Genomic DNA, 17,258 nt, shown 5'->3' with positions numbered 1-17,258 from the left:
TGCCCCCCGCCACCGTCGATCAGGACTCGATCGCCGCACCGCATTTGCCTTCGCCACATTTGCCTTCGGCCGAACCGGCCTTGGCCGCCAGGTACTGCTTGGCTTCGCTCAGGCTGATGGCGCCATCGTGGTTGGCGTCGATCTTGTCGAACTCGGCGGCGCGCTCGGGGGCGGCGGCGATGAACTCCTCGCGGGAGACCTTGCCGTCGTGGTTAGTGTCGGTCTTGGCGAACTTGTCTTCGCCGCACTTGCCTTCGGTGGAGGTCTTGACCCCGTCGGCCGCGGCCAGGGTGTAGCCCTGGGACAGCTCGGTCATGCTCAGCGCCGAAGCGGCGGTGGACAGGCCCAGGCCGCCGACCAGTGCCAGGCCGAGCGCGACGTTGGAAACGTTGGAGAGTTTGAACATGCTGATACCCCTTCGATGGATTGATTAACGGTTCCCGCCACCGACACCGAGAAGCTCGGTGCTGGCGGGTGGACGTAGTTAATCCTCGGGGTGTATCCAGGTTGTGTGCGCAACCGGCGCCAGGACAAGCAGGTGTATCAGCGCCGGGCCGATACACACTTCGATACAAGACCGTCGGCCAATTGAGCGCTGACTCAACTGGCCGAAGTGCAACGCGGGATGTCCTGCAGCGAACGGTAGACCGGCAGGCCCAGGCGCTCGCCCATCGCGACCAGGGCATCGGCACTGGCGCAGGCGCCGCCGATGCGCAGCAGCGCGTCGCAACGCTGCAACTGCTGTTGCGCACGCTCCTGGAACCCGGCGCCTGGCTCGCCGGCAGCGCTCGAATCCTCCGCCGCCAGCCCCAGCCACTGGCCGAATACGGGGCTGTGCCCGGCCTCGAACAGCCGCGCGGCACAGTCATCCAGGCTGGCGACCTGCTGCGCCAGCGCCGCTGGATCTTCTGCCCCCGAATACCGGGGCGCGGCCACCAGGATCGTCAGGCGGCGCGGCGGCATCAGGCGCAGCTCCAGGTATTGCAGGAGCATGATGGTCTTGCCGTCGACGATCTCGCCGCTGCGCACCATGTCCAGCGCCTGCTGGTAACCCAGCTCCAGCACCTCGATGTCCTCGCCCTCTTCTTCCAGGCCGCCACCGTCGCCGATACGGTCGTCGGGGGAATACTCGCCGATGAAAAAGTGCAGGCGCTCGGTGACCGAGCCGGGGCTCATGAAGGCTTCATAGACCTTCTCCACCGCGCCGACGCGGTAGCCGGTTTCCTCTTCGGCTTCCAGGCGGATGCGTGCTTCCGGGCTGGCATTGTCCAGCAGGCCGGCGGCGGTCTCGATCAGGTAGCCGCTGTGGTCGTTGACGTAGGTCGGCATGCGGAACTGGCGGATCAGCAGCACCGTGCGCCGCTCGCGGTTGTACAGCAGGATGGTCGCGCCATTGCCGCGGTCGTAGACCTCGCGGGTCTGCGCCTGCCAGCTGCCGTCGCGGCGTTGCAGGTCGAAGCTGTATTTCTTCAGCAAATACCAGTTGTCGGAGAGCATCTCCTCGGCGGTGATGCGCACGGGTGCGGCTTGCATGGTCTTCCCCCTTGGCAATTCGGTGTCGTTCAACTCGTCACTGATGGGCGCCGATCGAGCGCCAGGCGGCCTCGGCCAGTTCCTGGCGATAGGTGCTCGGGCTGCTCTGGACCCGGCCGGACAACCAGGCGCGGCAGTAGTTTTCCGCCTGCCCGACGATCAGCGACGGCAGCAGTTCGGCGGGTATCCGCGGTAATTCATCGGCCCGGGTGTGGGCCGTCAGCCACTCGCGCAATTGGCGGTTGCGCGCCTTGTTGCGGCTGGCCAGCTCTTCGGCGAACGGGCCCTTGGCGACCGCATACCGCGCCTGGAACTGGAACCGCGCCCATTCGGGCTGGGCGTCGACCCAATCCACATAGCTGTGCACCAGCGCCTGCACACCCTGCTCCAGGGTCTGGGCGTCGCTCATGTAGCGCTCGCGCAGGCCGGCCTGATCGTCCAGCGCGGCGAAAAACAGCGCGGCCACCAGCCCTTCCTTGTTGCCGAAGTGGTGATAGATCGCGCCGACGCTGGTATCGCAGGCCGCGCGAATCATTTCGATGGTGGTGGCTTCGATGCCCTGTTCGTTAAAGCACGCCAGGGCTCGGCGCAGGATGTCGCGTTTGAGTTCGGCCCTGCGGCCGGGGTAGCAGCGTTCAAGCAGATCGATCGTGTCCATTGCCCATCACAAAACCAAGGTCCAGGGAACAAGGCGCGCACGCCTCAGTGAATGGTGGCGCCAGCTTGACATATTTCGCGAAAGCCGAATATTGTTCTTTTACAGAATATTATTCTTTAAACCCAAAAATAATCCGCTACGAGGCATTACCATGAGTCAGGTTCTCAGCATGTTCAGCGCCGCAGGTCCGGAAAAGTTCAGTCAGATGGCCTGCCAGATGGCCCCTTACTTCAGCACCATCAACCCGTTGATCGCCGAGCTGAGCGCGGGACGTTCGGTGGTGCGGGTGCCGTTTCGCAAAGAGATCACCAACCACCTGGGCACGGTGCACGCCATCGCCCTGTGCAACGCCGCCGAACTGGCGGCCGGGGTGATGACCGATGTGTCGATCCCGGCCGGCGCGCGCTGGATTCCCAAGGGCATGACCGTGGAATACCTGGCCAAGGCCAAGACTTCGGTGCGCGCGGTGGCCGATGGCGGCGCGGTGGACTGGAGCAGCAGCGGCGACAAGATTGTCGCGGTGGAAATCTACGATGAGGAAGACCTCAAGGTCTTCAGCGCGCGCATCACCATGAACGTGAAAACCGCCTGACCCAGAAACGACAACGCCCCTCACAGGAGGGGCGTTGGCGATGACGCAGTAAGCTCGCTTACACCTGGATCAGGTTGGCGATCTTCACGTCCGGATCGACATCGGCTTCGTAGTCGACGCCGTCGATCTCGAAGCCGAACAGGCGCAGGAATTCCTGCTTGTAGCCGGTGAAGTCGGTCATCTGGTAGAGGTTTTCGCTGGTGACTTCATCCCACAGCTGCTTCACGCGGTCCTGGACGGCCGGTTCCAGTTCCTTGTAGTCGGCACGCAGGCGGCCTTCCTGGTCGATGATCGGGTTCGGGTTGTACAGGCTGTCCTTGTACAGACCGTAGACCTGCTCGATGCAACCTTCGTGACTGCCCTGCTCTTTCATGACCTTGAACAGCAGCGACAGGTACAGCGGCATGATCGGGATCGCCGAGCTGGCCTGGGTCACCACGGCCTTGAGCACCGATACCCGCGCGTCGCCGCCCAGGTCCGACAGTTCCTTGCGGATGCCGATGACTTTCTGGTCCAGGTCCTTCTTGGCTTCGCCGATGGAACCGTTCCAGTAGATGTCGTGGGTCAGCTTCTCGCCCAGGTAGGTGAAAGCGGTGGTCTTCGCGCCTTCGGCCAGTACGCCGGCTTCGTGCAGCGCGTCGATCCACATCTGCCAGTCTTCGCCGCCCATCACGGCGACGGTGCCGTCGATTTCTTCCTGGGTGGCTGGCTGCAGGGTGGTTTCTTTAACGATTTCCTTGTCGGTGTCGACACCGCGCAGGGTCACCGATTTGCCCAGCGGCTTGAGAGTCGAGCTCAGGACTTCGCCGGTTTTCGGGTGGGTGCGACGCGGAGCGGCCAGGCTGTAGACCACCAGGTCGATCTTGCCCAGGTCGCGCTTGATGGTTTCGATGGTCTGGCGCTTCACTTCGTCGGAGAAGGCGTCGCCGTTGATGCTCTTGGCGTACAGGCCTTTTTCTTCGGCGAACTTGTGGAAAGCCGCGGTGTTGTACCAGCCGGCGGTGCCGAGCTTGCCGTCAACGCTGCCGCGCTCGAAGAACACACCCAGGGTGTTGGCGCCGCAACCGAAGGCGGCGGTGATACGTGCGGCCAGGCCGTAGCCGGTGGAAGCGCCGAGCACCAGTACGTTCTTTGGCCCAGCGTCGATGGTGCCTTGTTCGGTGACGTAGTCGATCTGTTGCTTGACGTTGGCTTCGCAACCGACCGGGTGGGTCGTCACACAGATAAAGCCGCGAACGCGGGGTTTGATGACCATACACAATCTCCCAATTTCAATATGCCAAGAGCCAATACGGGCTGCAGCAGCGTCACTTGTTCAAGTCGTAGACGCTCGGAACGTCCTCGCGTCACGCCTTGGGTTTTCAATGAGTGCAGATTTGCCCGCCAGCATAAGTTCATTCCGGGGTTTGGGCCAGAAAACGCTGAGATTGCTCCATGGCCTGTACGGCGTGGGAAAAGCGGCGGTCATTTGTTCAAACGATGGGCATCGTAGGCGTCCAGGGCCTGATAGGCGGTGTAGGTCGCCTGCGCCGCGACCAGGCCGGCCAGGCCAAAGGTGGGCACCAGGCCGAACCGGCCAAAGCCCTGGGGAATAGGAATGGCCTTGGCGATGGCATCCGCCAGCACCTCCCCCGCCACTGTGGTTGGGGCCATGCCGTGACCGCCGAACCCCACGGCATGCCACACGCCGTTGTCGTCCCGGCCGATCTGCGCCATCTGCTGGCGGCCGTAGCTCATCAGCCCGCCCCAGGCATACTCGATCTCGACGTCGGCCAGTTGCGGGTAGACCGTGACCAGATCGGCTTTGAGCAAGCCGGCGATCGCCTGCGGGCCACGGTTGAGGATGGAAATGCGCCCGCCCCAGAGGATCCGGCTGTCCGCCAACGGACGGTAATAGTCGAAGGCAAAGCGGGTGTCGTAAATGGCCGACTCGCAGTTGATCGAATCCTTCAGGGCCTCACCCAGGGGCTCGGTCGCCACCACATAGGTGGCAATCGGCAGCGTCGCCCGCTCCACCGGGCGGTACAGCCCGCGGGCATACCCACCCGCGGCGAACACCACCTGCTCGGCCAGCACCTCGCCGCCCGCGGTCTTGACCAGGTACTTGCCGCCCTGCCGCTCGATCGCCAGGGCCGCGGAGTGTTCGTGGATATCGATGCCGTAGCCGGCGACAGCCGCCGCCACGCCATACACATACTTGAGCGGGTGGAAGTGAAAGGCGTTGCTCTCGAACAAGGCGCCGAAGTAGCGCTCGGTCTTGAGCTTTTCCCGCAACTCGCCCGGCGGCACGTACTGCCAGTCGACGCCATAGACCTCCTTCATCAACTGCCGGGGTTTTTCCAGGCGCGCCGGGTCGTTGAACCAGTTGGCCAGCAGCACGCCCCTGTCGGTCAGGTCGCACTGGATGCCGTATTGCCGGACGCGCTGGCGGATCAGGTCGACCGCGTCGATGGTCAGCCGGTAGAGCCGCCGCGCTTCCTCGCGGCCCAGGGTCTTGAGCAGCTCGGCATTGCCCAGGCAGTAGCCGCCGAACACAAAGCCGCCATTGCGCCCCGAGGCGCCGTGCCCGACGGTGTGGGATTCGAGGATCACCACATCCTTGACGCCACGTTCGGCCAAACCCAGCGCCGTGGAAAGCCCGGCCAGCCCGCCGCCCAGAATGCACACCCGTGTCTCCACCCGGCCGCCGAGCGCCGGATAGGCGGTCTTCTCGACCGTGGCTTCGTAATAACTTTCGAGAAAATCCTGACTCATCACTTGGCTCCGACCTGGGTCATGCGCACAGGAAGACCCACCTTCTCATTCATCGCCGATTCCGCTGGCAGATCACATTCGGACTTGCTGCGAATCATTGAAAAGCTCATGTCATCGAACCGGACGAACCTGGAGCCACTGATGACCTTGTGCACCAGCCAGATCACCAGGAACAGCACCAGGCCAATGTAGGTGGCGGTCAGCCCGGCCCAATCGATCGAGTCGCCGAGCAGGGCCTGATAGTTCTGCCCCAGGGTGACGCACAGGCACAGGACAAAGGCGAAAATCGGCCCGAACGGAAAGAACCGCGACACATAGGGCAGATTGCCCAGGTCGTTGCCCTGGCGCACATAGCCGCGGCGAAACCGGTAGTGGCTGACCGCAATGCCCAGCCAGGCGATAAAGCCGAGCATGCCCGAGGTGTTGAGCAGCCAGTTGTAGATCTGCCCCGGGCTGAAGATGAAGGTCAAGAAGCACAGGGCCGCCACCGTGGCGGTGGCCAGCAGCGCCCACCGCGGGGTGCCGGATGCGCTCAAACGGGCGAAGATCGCCGGCGCCTTGCCTTCCAGGGCCAGGCTGTAGAGCATCCGCGAGGAGGCATACATGCCGGAGTTTCCGGCGGACAGCACCGAGGTCAGGATCACCGCGTTCATCACCGCGGCCGCACCGAGCATGTCGGCCCGTTCGAAGATCAGGGTAAAGGGGCTGACACGGATATCGGACACCCCATTCCTCAACAGGCTCGGGTCGTTGTACGGAATCAACAGGCCGATGATCAGGATGGTCAGCACGTAGAACAGCAGGATCCGCCAGAAGATCTGCCGCACCGCGCGCGGCACGTTTTTCCCGGGGTCCCGGGTCTCGCCGGCGGCGATACCGACGAACTCGGTGCCCTGGAACGAAAACCCCACGATCATCGCCACCCCGACCAGGGCCCCCAGGCCGCCGACAACAGGCGCATCGCCAATCAACCAGAGCCTGGGGCCGGCATTTTCGCCGCCGCTGAGAATGCCGAACAACATCAGAACGCCCACTGCGATAAACAGCAGGATAGTGATGACTTTAATCAGGGCGAACCAATATTCGGACTCACCGAACAAGCGCACCGAGGCCATATTGAGTGCGGTAATGATCAATAGAAAACCCGCACTCCAGATATACCCCGGCACATCCGGAAACCAATAAGCCATGATGATCTGCGCGGCCACCAGATCCACAGCAATGGTCACTGCCCAGGCATACCAGTAGTTCCAGCCCAGGGCGAAGCCGAAACTTTCATCGACATACTTGGAGGCATAAGTGGAAAACGAACCGGTGACCGGCATGCAGGACGCCAGTTCACCGAGGCTGGTCATCAGAAAGAACACCATGGCGCCAATGACCACAAAGGCCAGCAGCGCTCCGCCGGGGCCGGACTGGGCAATGGTCGAGCCCGAGGCGACGAACAGCCCGGTGCCGATGCTGCCGCCAATGGCGATCATGCTCAGGTGCCGGGGCGTCAGGGTTCGTTTCAGTCCGCCGGTGGTTTTCTCGCTGTGAAAATCGCCGGCCATGTCGCACGCACCCGGCACTTTTGTGGAGTCGGTCATGGATCACCTTTTTATTATATTTAAGCCACCGATGAGTTGACTCACGCGGTATGGCAGTGTCCCTGGATTGTTTTCCGCACTCACTAAAGCCCACAAAAATACCGCTGACAAATGATTTTCCCGCATCACATCAGTCGCTCAGGGAATACGCCTGCGGTTAAAAGTTTTAAAAAATCGACACACTAGCAAAGTGCTATCCGCCCATAGACCATAACTAAAAGCCTGTCAGGATTAGTTGGTTTTCACGGAGAAAAATAGAAGTTTCCTACACGCTAATAACTTGAACTAAAGAAAATACTCATCCAATAGCCAAGCCCGTTCCTGGCGCCCGGCAGGCCTTGATCCTTGACAGAAAGTGCAGGCCCGAATCGCCCCGCCCGCTAACGCTGCCAACCAACAAACCACTGCCCGAACACCCGGGCCGGCATGGGCGAGGAAAACAGCTGGCCCTGCCCCACGTCATAGCCCCGCGCTTGAAGAATGTCGCGCTGCGCGGCGTGTTCGATGCCCTCGGCGACCACCCGCAGGGACAGGCCCTTGCCGATGCCGATGACCGCTTCGCTCAAGGCGCGGCAGGTGGCGTCGTGCTCCAGTTCCTCGACGAAGCTCTGGTCCAGCTTCAGCTCGCTGATCGGCAAGCGCCGCAGATAGCCCAGGCTGGAATAGCCCGCGCCAAAGTCATCGATGGCCAGGCGCACGCCCAGGGTGTGCAGGTCCTGCAGGGTCTGCTCGGTGGTCGGGTTGCTGCACAGGAACACGCCCTCCGTGACCTCCACGCACAGGTCCGCCGGCTGCAGGCCGCAGCGCTGCAACTGGCGGGCGATCAGCGCCGCCAGGTTGAAGTTATGGAAGTTGATCGGCGACAGGTTGACCGAGATGGACGGCACCCGGATTCCCGATCGGCGCCAGCGCGCCAGTTGCTCGCAGGCCTCGCACAGCACCCACTGGCTGAGGTAGTTGATCAACCCGCACTCCTCGGCCAGCGCGATGAATTGCGCGGGCGCGATAGTGCCCAGGCTCGGATGCTCCCAGCGCGCCAGCGCCTCGACCCCGACCAGGCCGTTGGTGCGCAAGTCGATCTGCGGTTGATAGACCAGGTGCAGGCCGTCGCTGGTCAGGGCCTGGCGCAGCGCCGTCTCCAGTTGCAGGCGCTGCTGGGCGAGCTGGTCCATCTCCTCGAGGAAAAACCTGAAACCGCCGCGCTCGGTACGCTTGGCCTGGTACATGGCGATATCGGCGCAGTGCAACAGGCTTTCCATGTCCTGGCCGTCGCTGGGGTACAGGCTGACACCGACGCTGGCCGAAGGAACCATGGCGGTCCCGGCAATATCGGCCGGGGCGCCCAGGGTCAGCATCAGGCGCTCGATAAAGGCCGTGACCCGGGCGGCATTCATCCGCGGCAGCACCAGCACGAACTCGTCGCCCGACAGCCGGCCGACGATGTCCGACTCGCGCAGCACGCTGCGCAGCCGTTGCGCCATGACCTTCAGCAGCTCATCGCCCGAGGCATGCCCCAGGGCATCGTTGACCTGCTTGAAGCGGTCCAGGTCGACATACAGCACCGCCAGCTCGCCCTGCTCCAGGGCGACCTCGGCGAGGCTGCGGTTGGCCTCGGCCAGCAGGGAACTGCGATTGGGCAAGCCGGTCAGGGCATCGGACAAGGCCATGCGCTGGATCGACTGGCGCGCCTCCTCGCGCTCCAGGGCCAGCATGCACAGGTAGGTCCCGGTCATGATCAGGTGGGCATGGGTGGTATCGGGCTTGCGGCTCTCCCTGAAGTACAGGGCAAAGGTCGCGCAGACCCTGCCGCCGCTGTTGCGCACCGGCATCGACCAGCAGGCCCGCACTCCGGCCTGCTGCGCCAGCCAGCGGTAATCGGCCCACAGCGGATCTGTGTCGATATCGCTGACCAGCACCGGCTCGCCGCGAAAGGCCGCGGTGCCGCAGGAGCCGGCGGCGGGCCCGATCGGCAGCCCCTCCATGGCCCTGGCGTAATCGGCCGGCAGGCCGGGGCTGGCCAGGTGATGCAGCAGCTCCTGTTCGTCCACGCGGAGTATCGAGACGACGACCTCCGGCGCCAGGCGCTCGATTTCCTGGCACAGCAGGGTCAACACGTTCTCCAGGGCCTGCTCTTGCAACAGAGCGCCGATGACCTTGTCCTGTAGCACTTCGGGCAGCCTTGAACGGGTGATGTCGGTGAACACGATGACGATGTTGCCGATCCGCCCCTTGGCGTCGAACACCGGCGCCGAGCAGACCTGCACCCACAGCCGCTGGCCGTTGCGCTTGCTGATCAGGCCGCAGGCTTCATGGGGCTGGCCACTGAGGATGCTCTCCAGATGCAGCTCGTCGGCCTGGGCCGCCCCCGGGGTATCGGCGACGAAGAACATCTGCGGCGAGCGCTCCAGCAATTCCTCGCGGGAATACCCGAGCAAGCGCACCAGCCCGTCGTTGATGTAGATCAGCCGGCCGTCGGCGTCGACGATGCAGGTGGCCGAGCTGCTGACGTTGACCGACATCGACAGCAAGCACTGCTCGATATCCTTGAGCCGCGTCTGGGTCACGTCCTTAAAAAAGGCGGCATAGAGAATGCGCCCCTGCAGGGTGATTTTCGAGATCGCCATCGCGCCCCAGCGTTCTTCGCCATCTTTGCGGGTGATGCACACATCGCGGCTGGTGCCGATGATCTTGTTGATGCCGGTTTCGCCGTCGTTCCGCGAGCGGATGGGGATCGGCACCAGCGTGCCGACCTCGCTGCCCAGCACCTCGTGCCGTTGACAGCCCCAGAAACGCTCGGCTGCCGCGTTGAAGAACACCACCTGGTTACGATCGTCGATGATCACCACCGCATCGTTGGCCTGTTCCAGGGTCTGCGCGAAAAAGTCCGCCGCCTCTTCTCCGGTCGTTGACCCGACGCTCATATCCATCGCCGCCACTGCATGCATGCCATCACGGTCATCGTCCCTGATCACGGTGAAGCGCCATCAAGAGCCCTCGAACTGGAGGGGGCCGGTCCTCGAAGCAGTACCCGGCACGGCTCAGCGAGGCTGAGAAACGCGCGTTTACCCGGGCGAGCAGGACATCAGGCCATAGGCGTGGACATGGATCTTCTAGGCCATCGACCTGAAATTAGAGAATAGCCGCGAAGTGACAGGGCCACGAAAAACCGTGCGAACGCCGCCAAACTTCGGCGTCCAGTCGCTACCGCGCCAGGAACATCGCCTGCATATGCAACGCGAAGGCGTCGGCTTGTCTGTGAGTGCGGTTCTGTGCATGGATGGATGTCCACCTCAAAACCCGCCTGTCAATGGAGCAGCTGGTCATTTCGGCTAATGGGCGAGTGAAAGCTCGTGGATGGCTGCTAGCATCCAGCAGTGACTCGATACTGGCACGCTCATATAGCGAGTGGGCGATTGCGGTAGTTGGAGCAAGCCATGCTCGCCGCCCCATCCATGCAACCCGTTTCGTCCTACTGTTCAAGCATCAAACTGCGCCAAACGATCACTGGCGGTTCAACAGGCACAACGTCCGGTTGCGGCTCTTGCTGTTCCTGCGACTCTGGCGAAGTCACTTCGGATAATGACTGCTCAAGCAGTAGAAGCTGCGCAGCCTCTGCGGCCGACTCATCGATAGGCGGCATCGTCATTTGAGCGTAACAACGACCTTGCCCTTGGCTCGCCCCTGCTCGACGTACTTCAACGCCTCTGCCGTTGATTCAAAGGTGAAGGAGCGATCGACCACAGGCTTGATGATTCCGGCCTCGATGAGCGCGGTGATTTGTTGCAGTTGGGCGCCATTGGCCCGCATGAACACGAACGCGTAGCTGACGTCCTGTTTGCGCGCCTTGCGCCGAATGCCCAGGCTCAGCAGGCGCATGACTTGCTTCAGTGGCCAGGACAACCCTTGCTCCTGAGCGAACTGCGCAGTGGGTGGCCCTGAGATGGAAATGAGCTGGCCACCGGGCTTGAGGACCTTGAGTGATTTCTCCAGCACGTCGGCGCCGAGGCTGTTCAACACCACGTCGTAGTCGTGCAAGACACTTTCGAAGTTCTGCTGTGTGTAGTCGATCACCAGGTCGGCCCCCAGCGCCTTCACCCATTCGACATTCGCACTGCTGGTGGTGGTTGCGACAAAGGCGCCGAGGTGTTTGGCGAGCTGGATGGCAAGGCTGCCGACACCGCCGGAACCGGCGTGGATCAACACTTTCTGGCCCTTTTTCAGTCGAGCGGTTTCGACCAGCACTTGCCAGGCGGTCAGGGCGACCAAGGGGATGGACGCGGCTTGCACCATGTTGATATTGGCGGGTTTCAGGGCAATCGCGTTTTCGTTCACGGCGATCAATTGGGCGAACGTCCCGATCCGCGCTTCGGGCGGGCGAGCGTACACTTCGTCTCCCGGCTTGAAGCGTTTCACTTGCGAGCCCACCTCAACCACCACGCCCGCCAGGTCATTGCCCAGGATCAACGGAAATGAATAGGGCAGGATCAGTTTGAATTCGCCGTTGCTGATCTTCGAGTCCAGCACGTTGACGCTACTGGCGTGTACCTCAATCAGGACGTCGTGGTCCCCTACCGCGGGAGCGGGCACTTCGCTAATGCGCCCGGTGTTCTTGCCATAGCGATCAATCAAAAATGCCTTCATCGTGGTGCGGCTCTTGTCGGTTGGAAGGAGGGTTTGCGAGTGCTTTTGCGGCGTTGCTACGCCGCGCGCTCAGGCATCGAGGAACGCCAGTGCCTTGGCCACAAAATCAATGTAGTGCTGGAAAATGCCACCGTGGCCGGCATCTTCATAAATAACCCATTGTGCGTTGGGGATACGGTTGGCCAGCGCAATCGAGTTAACGCTGGGCACCATGATGTCGTTGTCGCCGTTGACGATCAGCGTCGGTGTCCGCAGGCGCCCGAGGTCTTGGGGCGCCTGCTTGCCCCACGCGGTGATGGCTTTCAACTGCCGCAGAAAAGCGCTGGGCGTCGGGCCTTTGTCACGATTTTTTTTGCGTGCTTTCAGGCGCTGTAAATACTGCGAGGCAGATCGCCGGCCGTTGGGCGTTGAAGTAAAGAACAGGTAGAACTTGGGATCGCGCAGGGTCAGCAAGCCTTTGAGTATCAATGGCCACGACACCGAGCCGACCTTGTCGATACCGCTGCCGCCGGCCGGCCCGGTGCCGGTCAGAATCAAGCGGCGCACCACGCCCGGCGCCTTCAGGGCGATGTCCTGAGCGACAAAGCCGCCGAGCGAAAAACCGAGCACGTCAACAGTGTCGAGGCCCAGCGCACGTATCAGTTGAATGCCATCGTCAGCCATTTCACCGACCGTCAGTGGCGCGATTCCGCCAGAGCCGCCAATGCCGCGATAGTCGGTGGCAATGACGCGTCGGGTTTGTGCCAGGCCATCGATGATTGCGGGGTCGAAGTTGTCCAGCACCGCGCCCCAATGGTTGAACAGTACGAGGGGCACGCAGGTCCTGGGGCCGATGTCGCGATAGGCGAAGGGGATGCCGTTGACCGTGATCGACTGGTTCTGCGCCTCGACGTACGACGTCTGCGAACCCGCGGGGCTATTTGTATTCGTGGGGGTCATGTCTACTCCGAACAGAGGGCCGCATTCGATGCGGTGCCTTGGGCACCTGCATCGAATCCCGCACGAGTGTTCGCTACAAAGTGATCACCGTGGGGGCTGGTAGCGCTGGGCAACCGCAGACTGGCGGATTTGCTGCAACAGGCCCTGGCGCGCGGTCTGCAGGTCATCCCAGCGTTCCGCTTCGTGCAGGGGTGGGATTGTCACCGGTTCGCGACGATCAAAACCGACCAGTGCGGCATCCACCAGGTCGCCCACTTCCATGATTTCGGTCAAGGTGTTGATGTCGACGCCGGAGCGATCCCAGATCTCCGTGCGGGTAGCGGCCGGCAATACGGCCTGCACGTACACGCCCAGGGGCGAAAGTTCCAGGCTCAGGCCTTGGGAGAGGAACAGCACGAACGCCTTGGTCGCACCGTAGACCGACATGCCGAACTCCGGTGCCAGGCCCACCACCGAACCGATGTTAATGATCGCGCCTTCGCCTGCTTTGGCCAGGCGCGGGGCGATGGCGCTGGCGAGCCGCACCAGCGCCGTGGTGTTGAGGGCGACCAGTTGCGCAACGCTGTCGGTGCTTTGGTCGATGAAGTTACCGGACAGCGCGGCGCCGGCGTTATTGACGAGGATGCCGATACGGGTGTCGTCGCGCAGGCGGGCTTCGACGGTTGTCAGATCACCGAGTTGGGTCAGGTCCGCCGGAATGACATCGATGGCAATGTCGTGTTCGCTGCGCAACCGGGCTGCAAGTGCGCCCAGGCGTGCCTGGTCTCGGGCAACCAGTACGAGATCGTGGCCGCGTTGCGCGAAGCGTTCGGCGTAGACGGCGCCAATACCGGTGGAGGCGCCAGTGATGAGGACAGTAGAGCGGGTACTCATGGGGTCATCTCTCTTTCAGAGTGGGGGAAAACAAAAGAGCGCGGTCACTGATCGCTCAGCGTGCAGTGGCGCTCGATTCAGCCAGCGTCGGGTAGTCGATGTAGCCTGCCGCGCCGCCGCCATAAAGGGTGGCCGGATTGAAGGCGGACAACGGTGCGCCACGCTTGAGGCGCTCCACCAGATCCGGGTTGCCAATGAACGGGCGACCGAAGGCGATCAGATCGGCCTGGTCGTCGGCGAGGCGCGCAGTCGCCAGGTCCAGGTCATAGCCGTTGTTGGCGATGTAGGTGTTTTTGAAGCGTTGGCGCAGGGCGCCGAAATCGAATGGCGCCACGTCACGCGGGCCACCGGTCGCGCCTTCGACCACGTGCAGATAAACGACGCCGAGGGCGTTGAGTTGATCGACCACGTAATCGAATTGCGCCTGCGGGTCACTGCTGGAAACGCCATTGGCCGGCGACACTGGCGACAAGCGCACCCCGGTGCGGTCCGCGCCGACTTCATTGATGACGGCCGCCGTCACTTCGAGCAACAGACGCGCACGATTTTCGATCGAGCCGCCGTATGCATCGGTGCGCAGGTTGGCGCTGTCCTTGAGGAATTGATCCAGCAGATAGCCGTTCGCGCCATGAATCTCCACACCGTCGAACCCGGCGGCGATAGCGTTTGCCGCAGCCTGGCGGAAGTCGGAGACGATCCCCGGCAGTTCGCCAATGTCCAGTGCGCGTGGCTCGGAGGCATCTTCAAAACGGTTGTTGACGAACACTTTGGTGGCGGCGCGCAGCGCAGAAGGGGCCACGGGAGCGGCGCCGTTTTCTTGCAGATCAACATGCGACACACGGCCGACATGCCACAGTTGCAGGAAGATTTTTCCGCCCTTGGCGTGGACGGCATCGGTCACTTTGCGCCAGCCATCTATTTGTGCCTGCGTGTAGATCCCGGGGGTGTCCTGATAGCCCTGTCCTTGTTGGGAAATCTGCGTGGCTTCGCTGATCTGCAAGCCCGCGCTAGCGCGCTGGCTGTAATAGGTGGCCGCGAACTCACTTGGCACAAAGCCTTCGCCTGCGCGGTTGCGCGTCAACGGCGCGAGGACGACACGGTTCGACAGTGTGAGGGCGCCAAGCGTGTAAGGGGTGAACAGATTCTGGTCGGTCATCGGGAGTTTCTTCCGTGCCTGTTGATGGAGGTCGGTTATGCGTGCAATTAGGATGATGATCGAAATCTAAACTGTCAACAGTTTTGATTACGACCAACATCTATGTATCATTGGGCGCATGATTTCCCAGTGGACATGAGGTATTACACGTGAGAGTGACCAAGGCCCAGGCGCAGGCCAATCGGGAGCGCATCGTTGAGACAGCCTCTGAGCTGTTCCGTGAGCGCGGCTTTGATGGCGTCGGTGTGGCGGATCTCATGGCGGCTGCCGGCTTCACCCACGGAGGTTTCTACAAGCATTTCGGTTCGAAAGCCGACCTGATGGCCGAAGCCTCGGCCTGTAGCCTTTCCAAATCGCTGGCAAGTGCTGAAGCGCTCGATGTTCCGGGCTTCATCGACGTCTATGTGACGAGAGAACATCGGGACGGACGTGGCAGCGGTTGCACCATGGCCGCGCTGTGTGGCGACGCGGCGCGTCAATCGGACGACTTGAAAGCGACGTTTGCCGAAGGGATCGAACACACCCTGCAAACCCTCGGGGACAAATATCCGACAGGGACAGATGCCGCGCCGGGTGAAGGGAGAAGGAAAATGATCGCCCTGCTGTCTCGCGCTGTCGGCGCGCTTATGCTGTCGCGTGCCTGCCCGGATGATTCCGCGTTGGCGGACGAGATCCTTGAGGTATGCCGCGCTGAAATGTTTGCTTCGTTGCCGGTCGATGAAGGTGAGGCGGTGTAGGGTTCCAACGCCGTCACGGTCTTTCCTACTCTTCAAAGCTTCCTGTTTGTACGTCGCCACTGCGAACGTAGTGAGCAATCAGCACCCCGCCAGGCGTACTGGTCGAGTTCACCAACCTGAAGGCCGACGCCTGTGCATGATCGTCGAACAGGCGCTTGCCGCGTCCCAATACGATAGGAAAGATCATCAGCCGCAACTCATCCACCAACCCGGCCGCAAGCAGTTGGCGCACCAGCTCGGCACTGCCTTGGGTTAGCAGGTTGGCGCCGTCCTGCTGTTTGAGGGCCTGTATGGCGTCGGCAAGGTTTCCTTGCAGCGCATGGCTGTTGTGCCAATCAAGCGTATCGGGACTATGGGTGGCCACGTGCTTGGGCACGCGGTTGAACAGGTCGGCGATGGCGCTGTTGCTTGAACCGGCCTGTATGTGCGGCCAATACCCGGCGAATATGTCGTAGGTGCGCCGCCCCAGCAGCAAGTCGAACGTCTGCGAGAACAGGTCCTGTATGGCCCGGCCGAAGGCTTCGTCGGCGTAGGGCACGATCCAGCCACCGAAGCGGAATTCGCCGCTGGTGTCTTCTTCAGGCCCGCCGGGCGCTTGAATGACGTTATCCAGACTCATGAAAGCGGCAACGATAAGCTTGCGCATGGTCTTCTCCTGGTTCGTCTGCGTAAAAGTGCTCAGGCAGGGAGCGCCGACGATCATTGCGACCCCATCGGCTTCCTTCCCTGAAAGATAGTCGAACCAGACTCCGGGAAATCGACAGTGCGATACCAGGGTAACCACCATAAAAAACGCCGTTTCCCTGCCACCCAGAAACGGCGCCCTACCCAACATCCCCCTACCTGCTAAACCTGCAACACCTCCTCTTCCCTCAACCCCAACCCCACATCATCGATCACCGCCTTGCCCATCTCCGCCAGAAAGTGCGCAGCCCAGGCGTAACGTTCGCCCTGCTCTTCCATGGCAGCGTCCAGGGCGAGTTTCTTGGCGTAGTACAGCAGGGTCGAAGCATGTTCCAGGGCTTGGTGCAGAGGCACGTCGGCGTTGACACGAAACAGGGTTTGGTCGCCGTCGCCGCAAGGGCCGAAGGTGACGAAGCCGAGGGTTTTGACAGGGGGGGAGGTGCTCATAGCGCACCTCCTTTTGCTATTGGGAAGCAGAGGTGATTGAGCAAGAAAAGGAAGTGGGCAAAACCGCGATCTGCGGACGATTTGTCGGCGCACATGATTGAACTCCATATCGTTGCGCCTGTATCAAAGTCGGGCGACCAAACCCGGTCACTGCGTTTGCAGCGACGATCGAAGGCTAGCTCTGGACTCGATACGGGGCAACGACAAAGGCGTGGCAGTTTATGTCCGAACCTCGGGGCCTTAAAGGCCGCCTTTTTTTACATAGTTCCAACACACAACCATTGCTCCGCCGACCAACACCCCAGCCACGACCAACGCAATATTCACGATATGCAACAGGATCAGCTTGCGCTTTAGGGTCGATGGAAAAGCGTCCAAGTCCGCCTGACTAACTCCGCCGTGACGAAGATAAACTCCGGGAAATGTCATGATTCCCGCAATCGACGCCGTGAGCATGACTGTCCCCCACGGCCCGACGTGCATAAGAAACCTTCTTTGCTGTATTGCTTGGCAATTCTCAAGATGGCCCAACATTTCCTCCATACGTGAATACCCGACATACAGAAAAACGCCCATCAGGATAAAAGCGGCGGCAAGAATCCCGGCAAACAAAAAGGCCAATACCGTTGCCATCGTACTCAGCAAACTCACTTGT

Annotated in this window: 16 protein-coding genes; 2 read left to right on the top strand and 14 right to left on the bottom strand. The window is 61.8% G+C overall.

Features of this window, described 5'->3' with window-relative positions; translation table 11 throughout:
• Positions 1-19: 19 nt before the first annotated feature.
• The 3 genes from J4D28_RS23665 to J4D28_RS23655 all read right to left on the bottom strand — a co-directional run bounded on the left by J4D28_RS23665 (position 20) and on the right by J4D28_RS23655 (position 2,191).
• Positions 20-406: an EF-hand domain-containing protein gene (locus tag J4D28_RS23665; RefSeq protein WP_009048660.1), complete on the bottom strand. Its 387-nt coding sequence runs from the start codon at positions 404-406 to the stop codon at positions 20-22.
• A gap of 194 nt (positions 407-600) precedes the next feature.
• A complete protein-coding gene (nudK, locus tag J4D28_RS23660; protein ID WP_009048659.1) occupies positions 601-1,533 on the bottom strand; it encodes a GDP-mannose pyrophosphatase NudK in 933 nt (310 codons plus the stop codon).
• A gap of 37 nt (positions 1,534-1,570) precedes the next feature.
• Positions 1,571-2,191, bottom strand: coding sequence for a TetR/AcrR family transcriptional regulator (locus J4D28_RS23655; protein ID WP_009048658.1), 621 nt, complete (start codon positions 2,189-2,191; stop codon positions 1,571-1,573).
• A gap of 151 nt (positions 2,192-2,342) precedes the next feature.
• Here J4D28_RS23655 and J4D28_RS23650 point away from each other — a divergent pair, with 151 nt between their 5' ends.
• On the top strand, positions 2,343-2,783 hold the full coding sequence (locus J4D28_RS23650; RefSeq protein ID WP_039968008.1) for a hotdog fold domain-containing protein: 441 nt from the start codon (positions 2,343-2,345) through the stop codon (positions 2,781-2,783).
• Between the two features lie 58 nt (positions 2,784-2,841).
• Here the strand turns inward: J4D28_RS23650 and fabV are convergent, their stop codons facing one another.
• The 8 genes from fabV to J4D28_RS23610 form a co-directional block, all read right to left on the bottom strand.
• The gene (fabV, locus tag J4D28_RS23645; protein ID WP_009043549.1) at positions 2,842-4,038 is read right to left on the bottom strand and encodes an enoyl-ACP reductase FabV; all 1,197 of its coding nucleotides are present in this window, start codon (positions 4,036-4,038) and stop codon (positions 2,842-2,844) included.
• 209 nt (positions 4,039-4,247) lie between these two features.
• Positions 4,248-5,537: an FAD-binding oxidoreductase gene (locus J4D28_RS23640; protein ID WP_009048656.1), complete on the bottom strand. Its 1,290-nt coding sequence runs from the start codon at positions 5,535-5,537 to the stop codon at positions 4,248-4,250.
• On the bottom strand, positions 5,537-7,090 hold the full coding sequence (locus tag J4D28_RS23635; RefSeq protein WP_009048655.1) for an amino acid permease: 1,554 nt from the start codon (positions 7,088-7,090) through the stop codon (positions 5,537-5,539). The genes J4D28_RS23640 and J4D28_RS23635 overlap by 1 nt, the downstream gene beginning before the upstream one ends.
• A gap of 416 nt (positions 7,091-7,506) precedes the next feature.
• Positions 7,507-10,098: an EAL domain-containing protein gene (locus J4D28_RS23630; RefSeq protein WP_232291006.1), complete on the bottom strand. Its 2,592-nt coding sequence runs from the start codon at positions 10,096-10,098 to the stop codon at positions 7,507-7,509.
• A gap of 670 nt (positions 10,099-10,768) precedes the next feature.
• On the bottom strand, positions 10,769-11,767 hold the full coding sequence (locus tag J4D28_RS23625) for an NADP-dependent oxidoreductase (RefSeq protein WP_009048652.1): 999 nt from the start codon (positions 11,765-11,767) through the stop codon (positions 10,769-10,771).
• Between the two features lie 69 nt (positions 11,768-11,836).
• Positions 11,837-12,706, bottom strand: a complete 870-nt coding sequence (locus J4D28_RS23620) for an alpha/beta fold hydrolase (RefSeq protein ID WP_009048651.1) — start codon at positions 12,704-12,706, stop codon at positions 11,837-11,839.
• Between the two features lie 84 nt (positions 12,707-12,790).
• Positions 12,791-13,579, bottom strand: a complete 789-nt coding sequence (locus tag J4D28_RS23615) for an SDR family oxidoreductase (protein ID WP_101282326.1) — start codon at positions 13,577-13,579, stop codon at positions 12,791-12,793.
• 55 nt (positions 13,580-13,634) lie between these two features.
• Entirely contained in the window at positions 13,635-14,735 is a 1,101-nt protein-coding gene (locus J4D28_RS23610; protein WP_009048649.1) for an alkene reductase, read from the bottom strand.
• A gap of 149 nt (positions 14,736-14,884) precedes the next feature.
• Between J4D28_RS23610 and J4D28_RS23605 the strand changes: the two genes are divergently transcribed.
• Positions 14,885-15,472: a TetR family transcriptional regulator gene (locus J4D28_RS23605; RefSeq protein ID WP_009048648.1), complete on the top strand. Its 588-nt coding sequence runs from the start codon at positions 14,885-14,887 to the stop codon at positions 15,470-15,472.
• Between the two features lie 25 nt (positions 15,473-15,497).
• On the opposite strand, the gene J4D28_RS23600 is transcribed toward J4D28_RS23605, so the two are convergent.
• From J4D28_RS23600 to J4D28_RS23590, 3 genes are all read right to left on the bottom strand, one after another.
• Complete coding sequence (locus J4D28_RS23600; protein WP_009048647.1) at positions 15,498-16,118, bottom strand: dihydrofolate reductase family protein; 621 nt, start codon at positions 16,116-16,118, stop codon at positions 15,498-15,500.
• A 200-nt stretch (positions 16,119-16,318) separates the two neighbouring features.
• Entirely contained in the window at positions 16,319-16,603 is a 285-nt protein-coding gene (locus J4D28_RS23595; protein WP_016704600.1) for a DUF3077 domain-containing protein, read from the bottom strand.
• A gap of 240 nt (positions 16,604-16,843) precedes the next feature.
• Complete coding sequence (locus J4D28_RS23590) at positions 16,844-17,254, bottom strand: hypothetical protein (RefSeq protein ID WP_124338199.1); 411 nt, start codon at positions 17,252-17,254, stop codon at positions 16,844-16,846.
• Between the last annotated feature and the right edge of the window lie 4 nt (positions 17,255-17,258).

The sequence above is a fragment of the Pseudomonas sp. GW531-T4 genome, assembly GCF_017349615.1.
Lineage (GTDB): Bacteria > Pseudomonadota > Gammaproteobacteria > Pseudomonadales > Pseudomonadaceae > Aquipseudomonas > Aquipseudomonas chlororaphis_I.
This window is presented reverse-complemented; position numbering and strand designations above follow the sequence as displayed.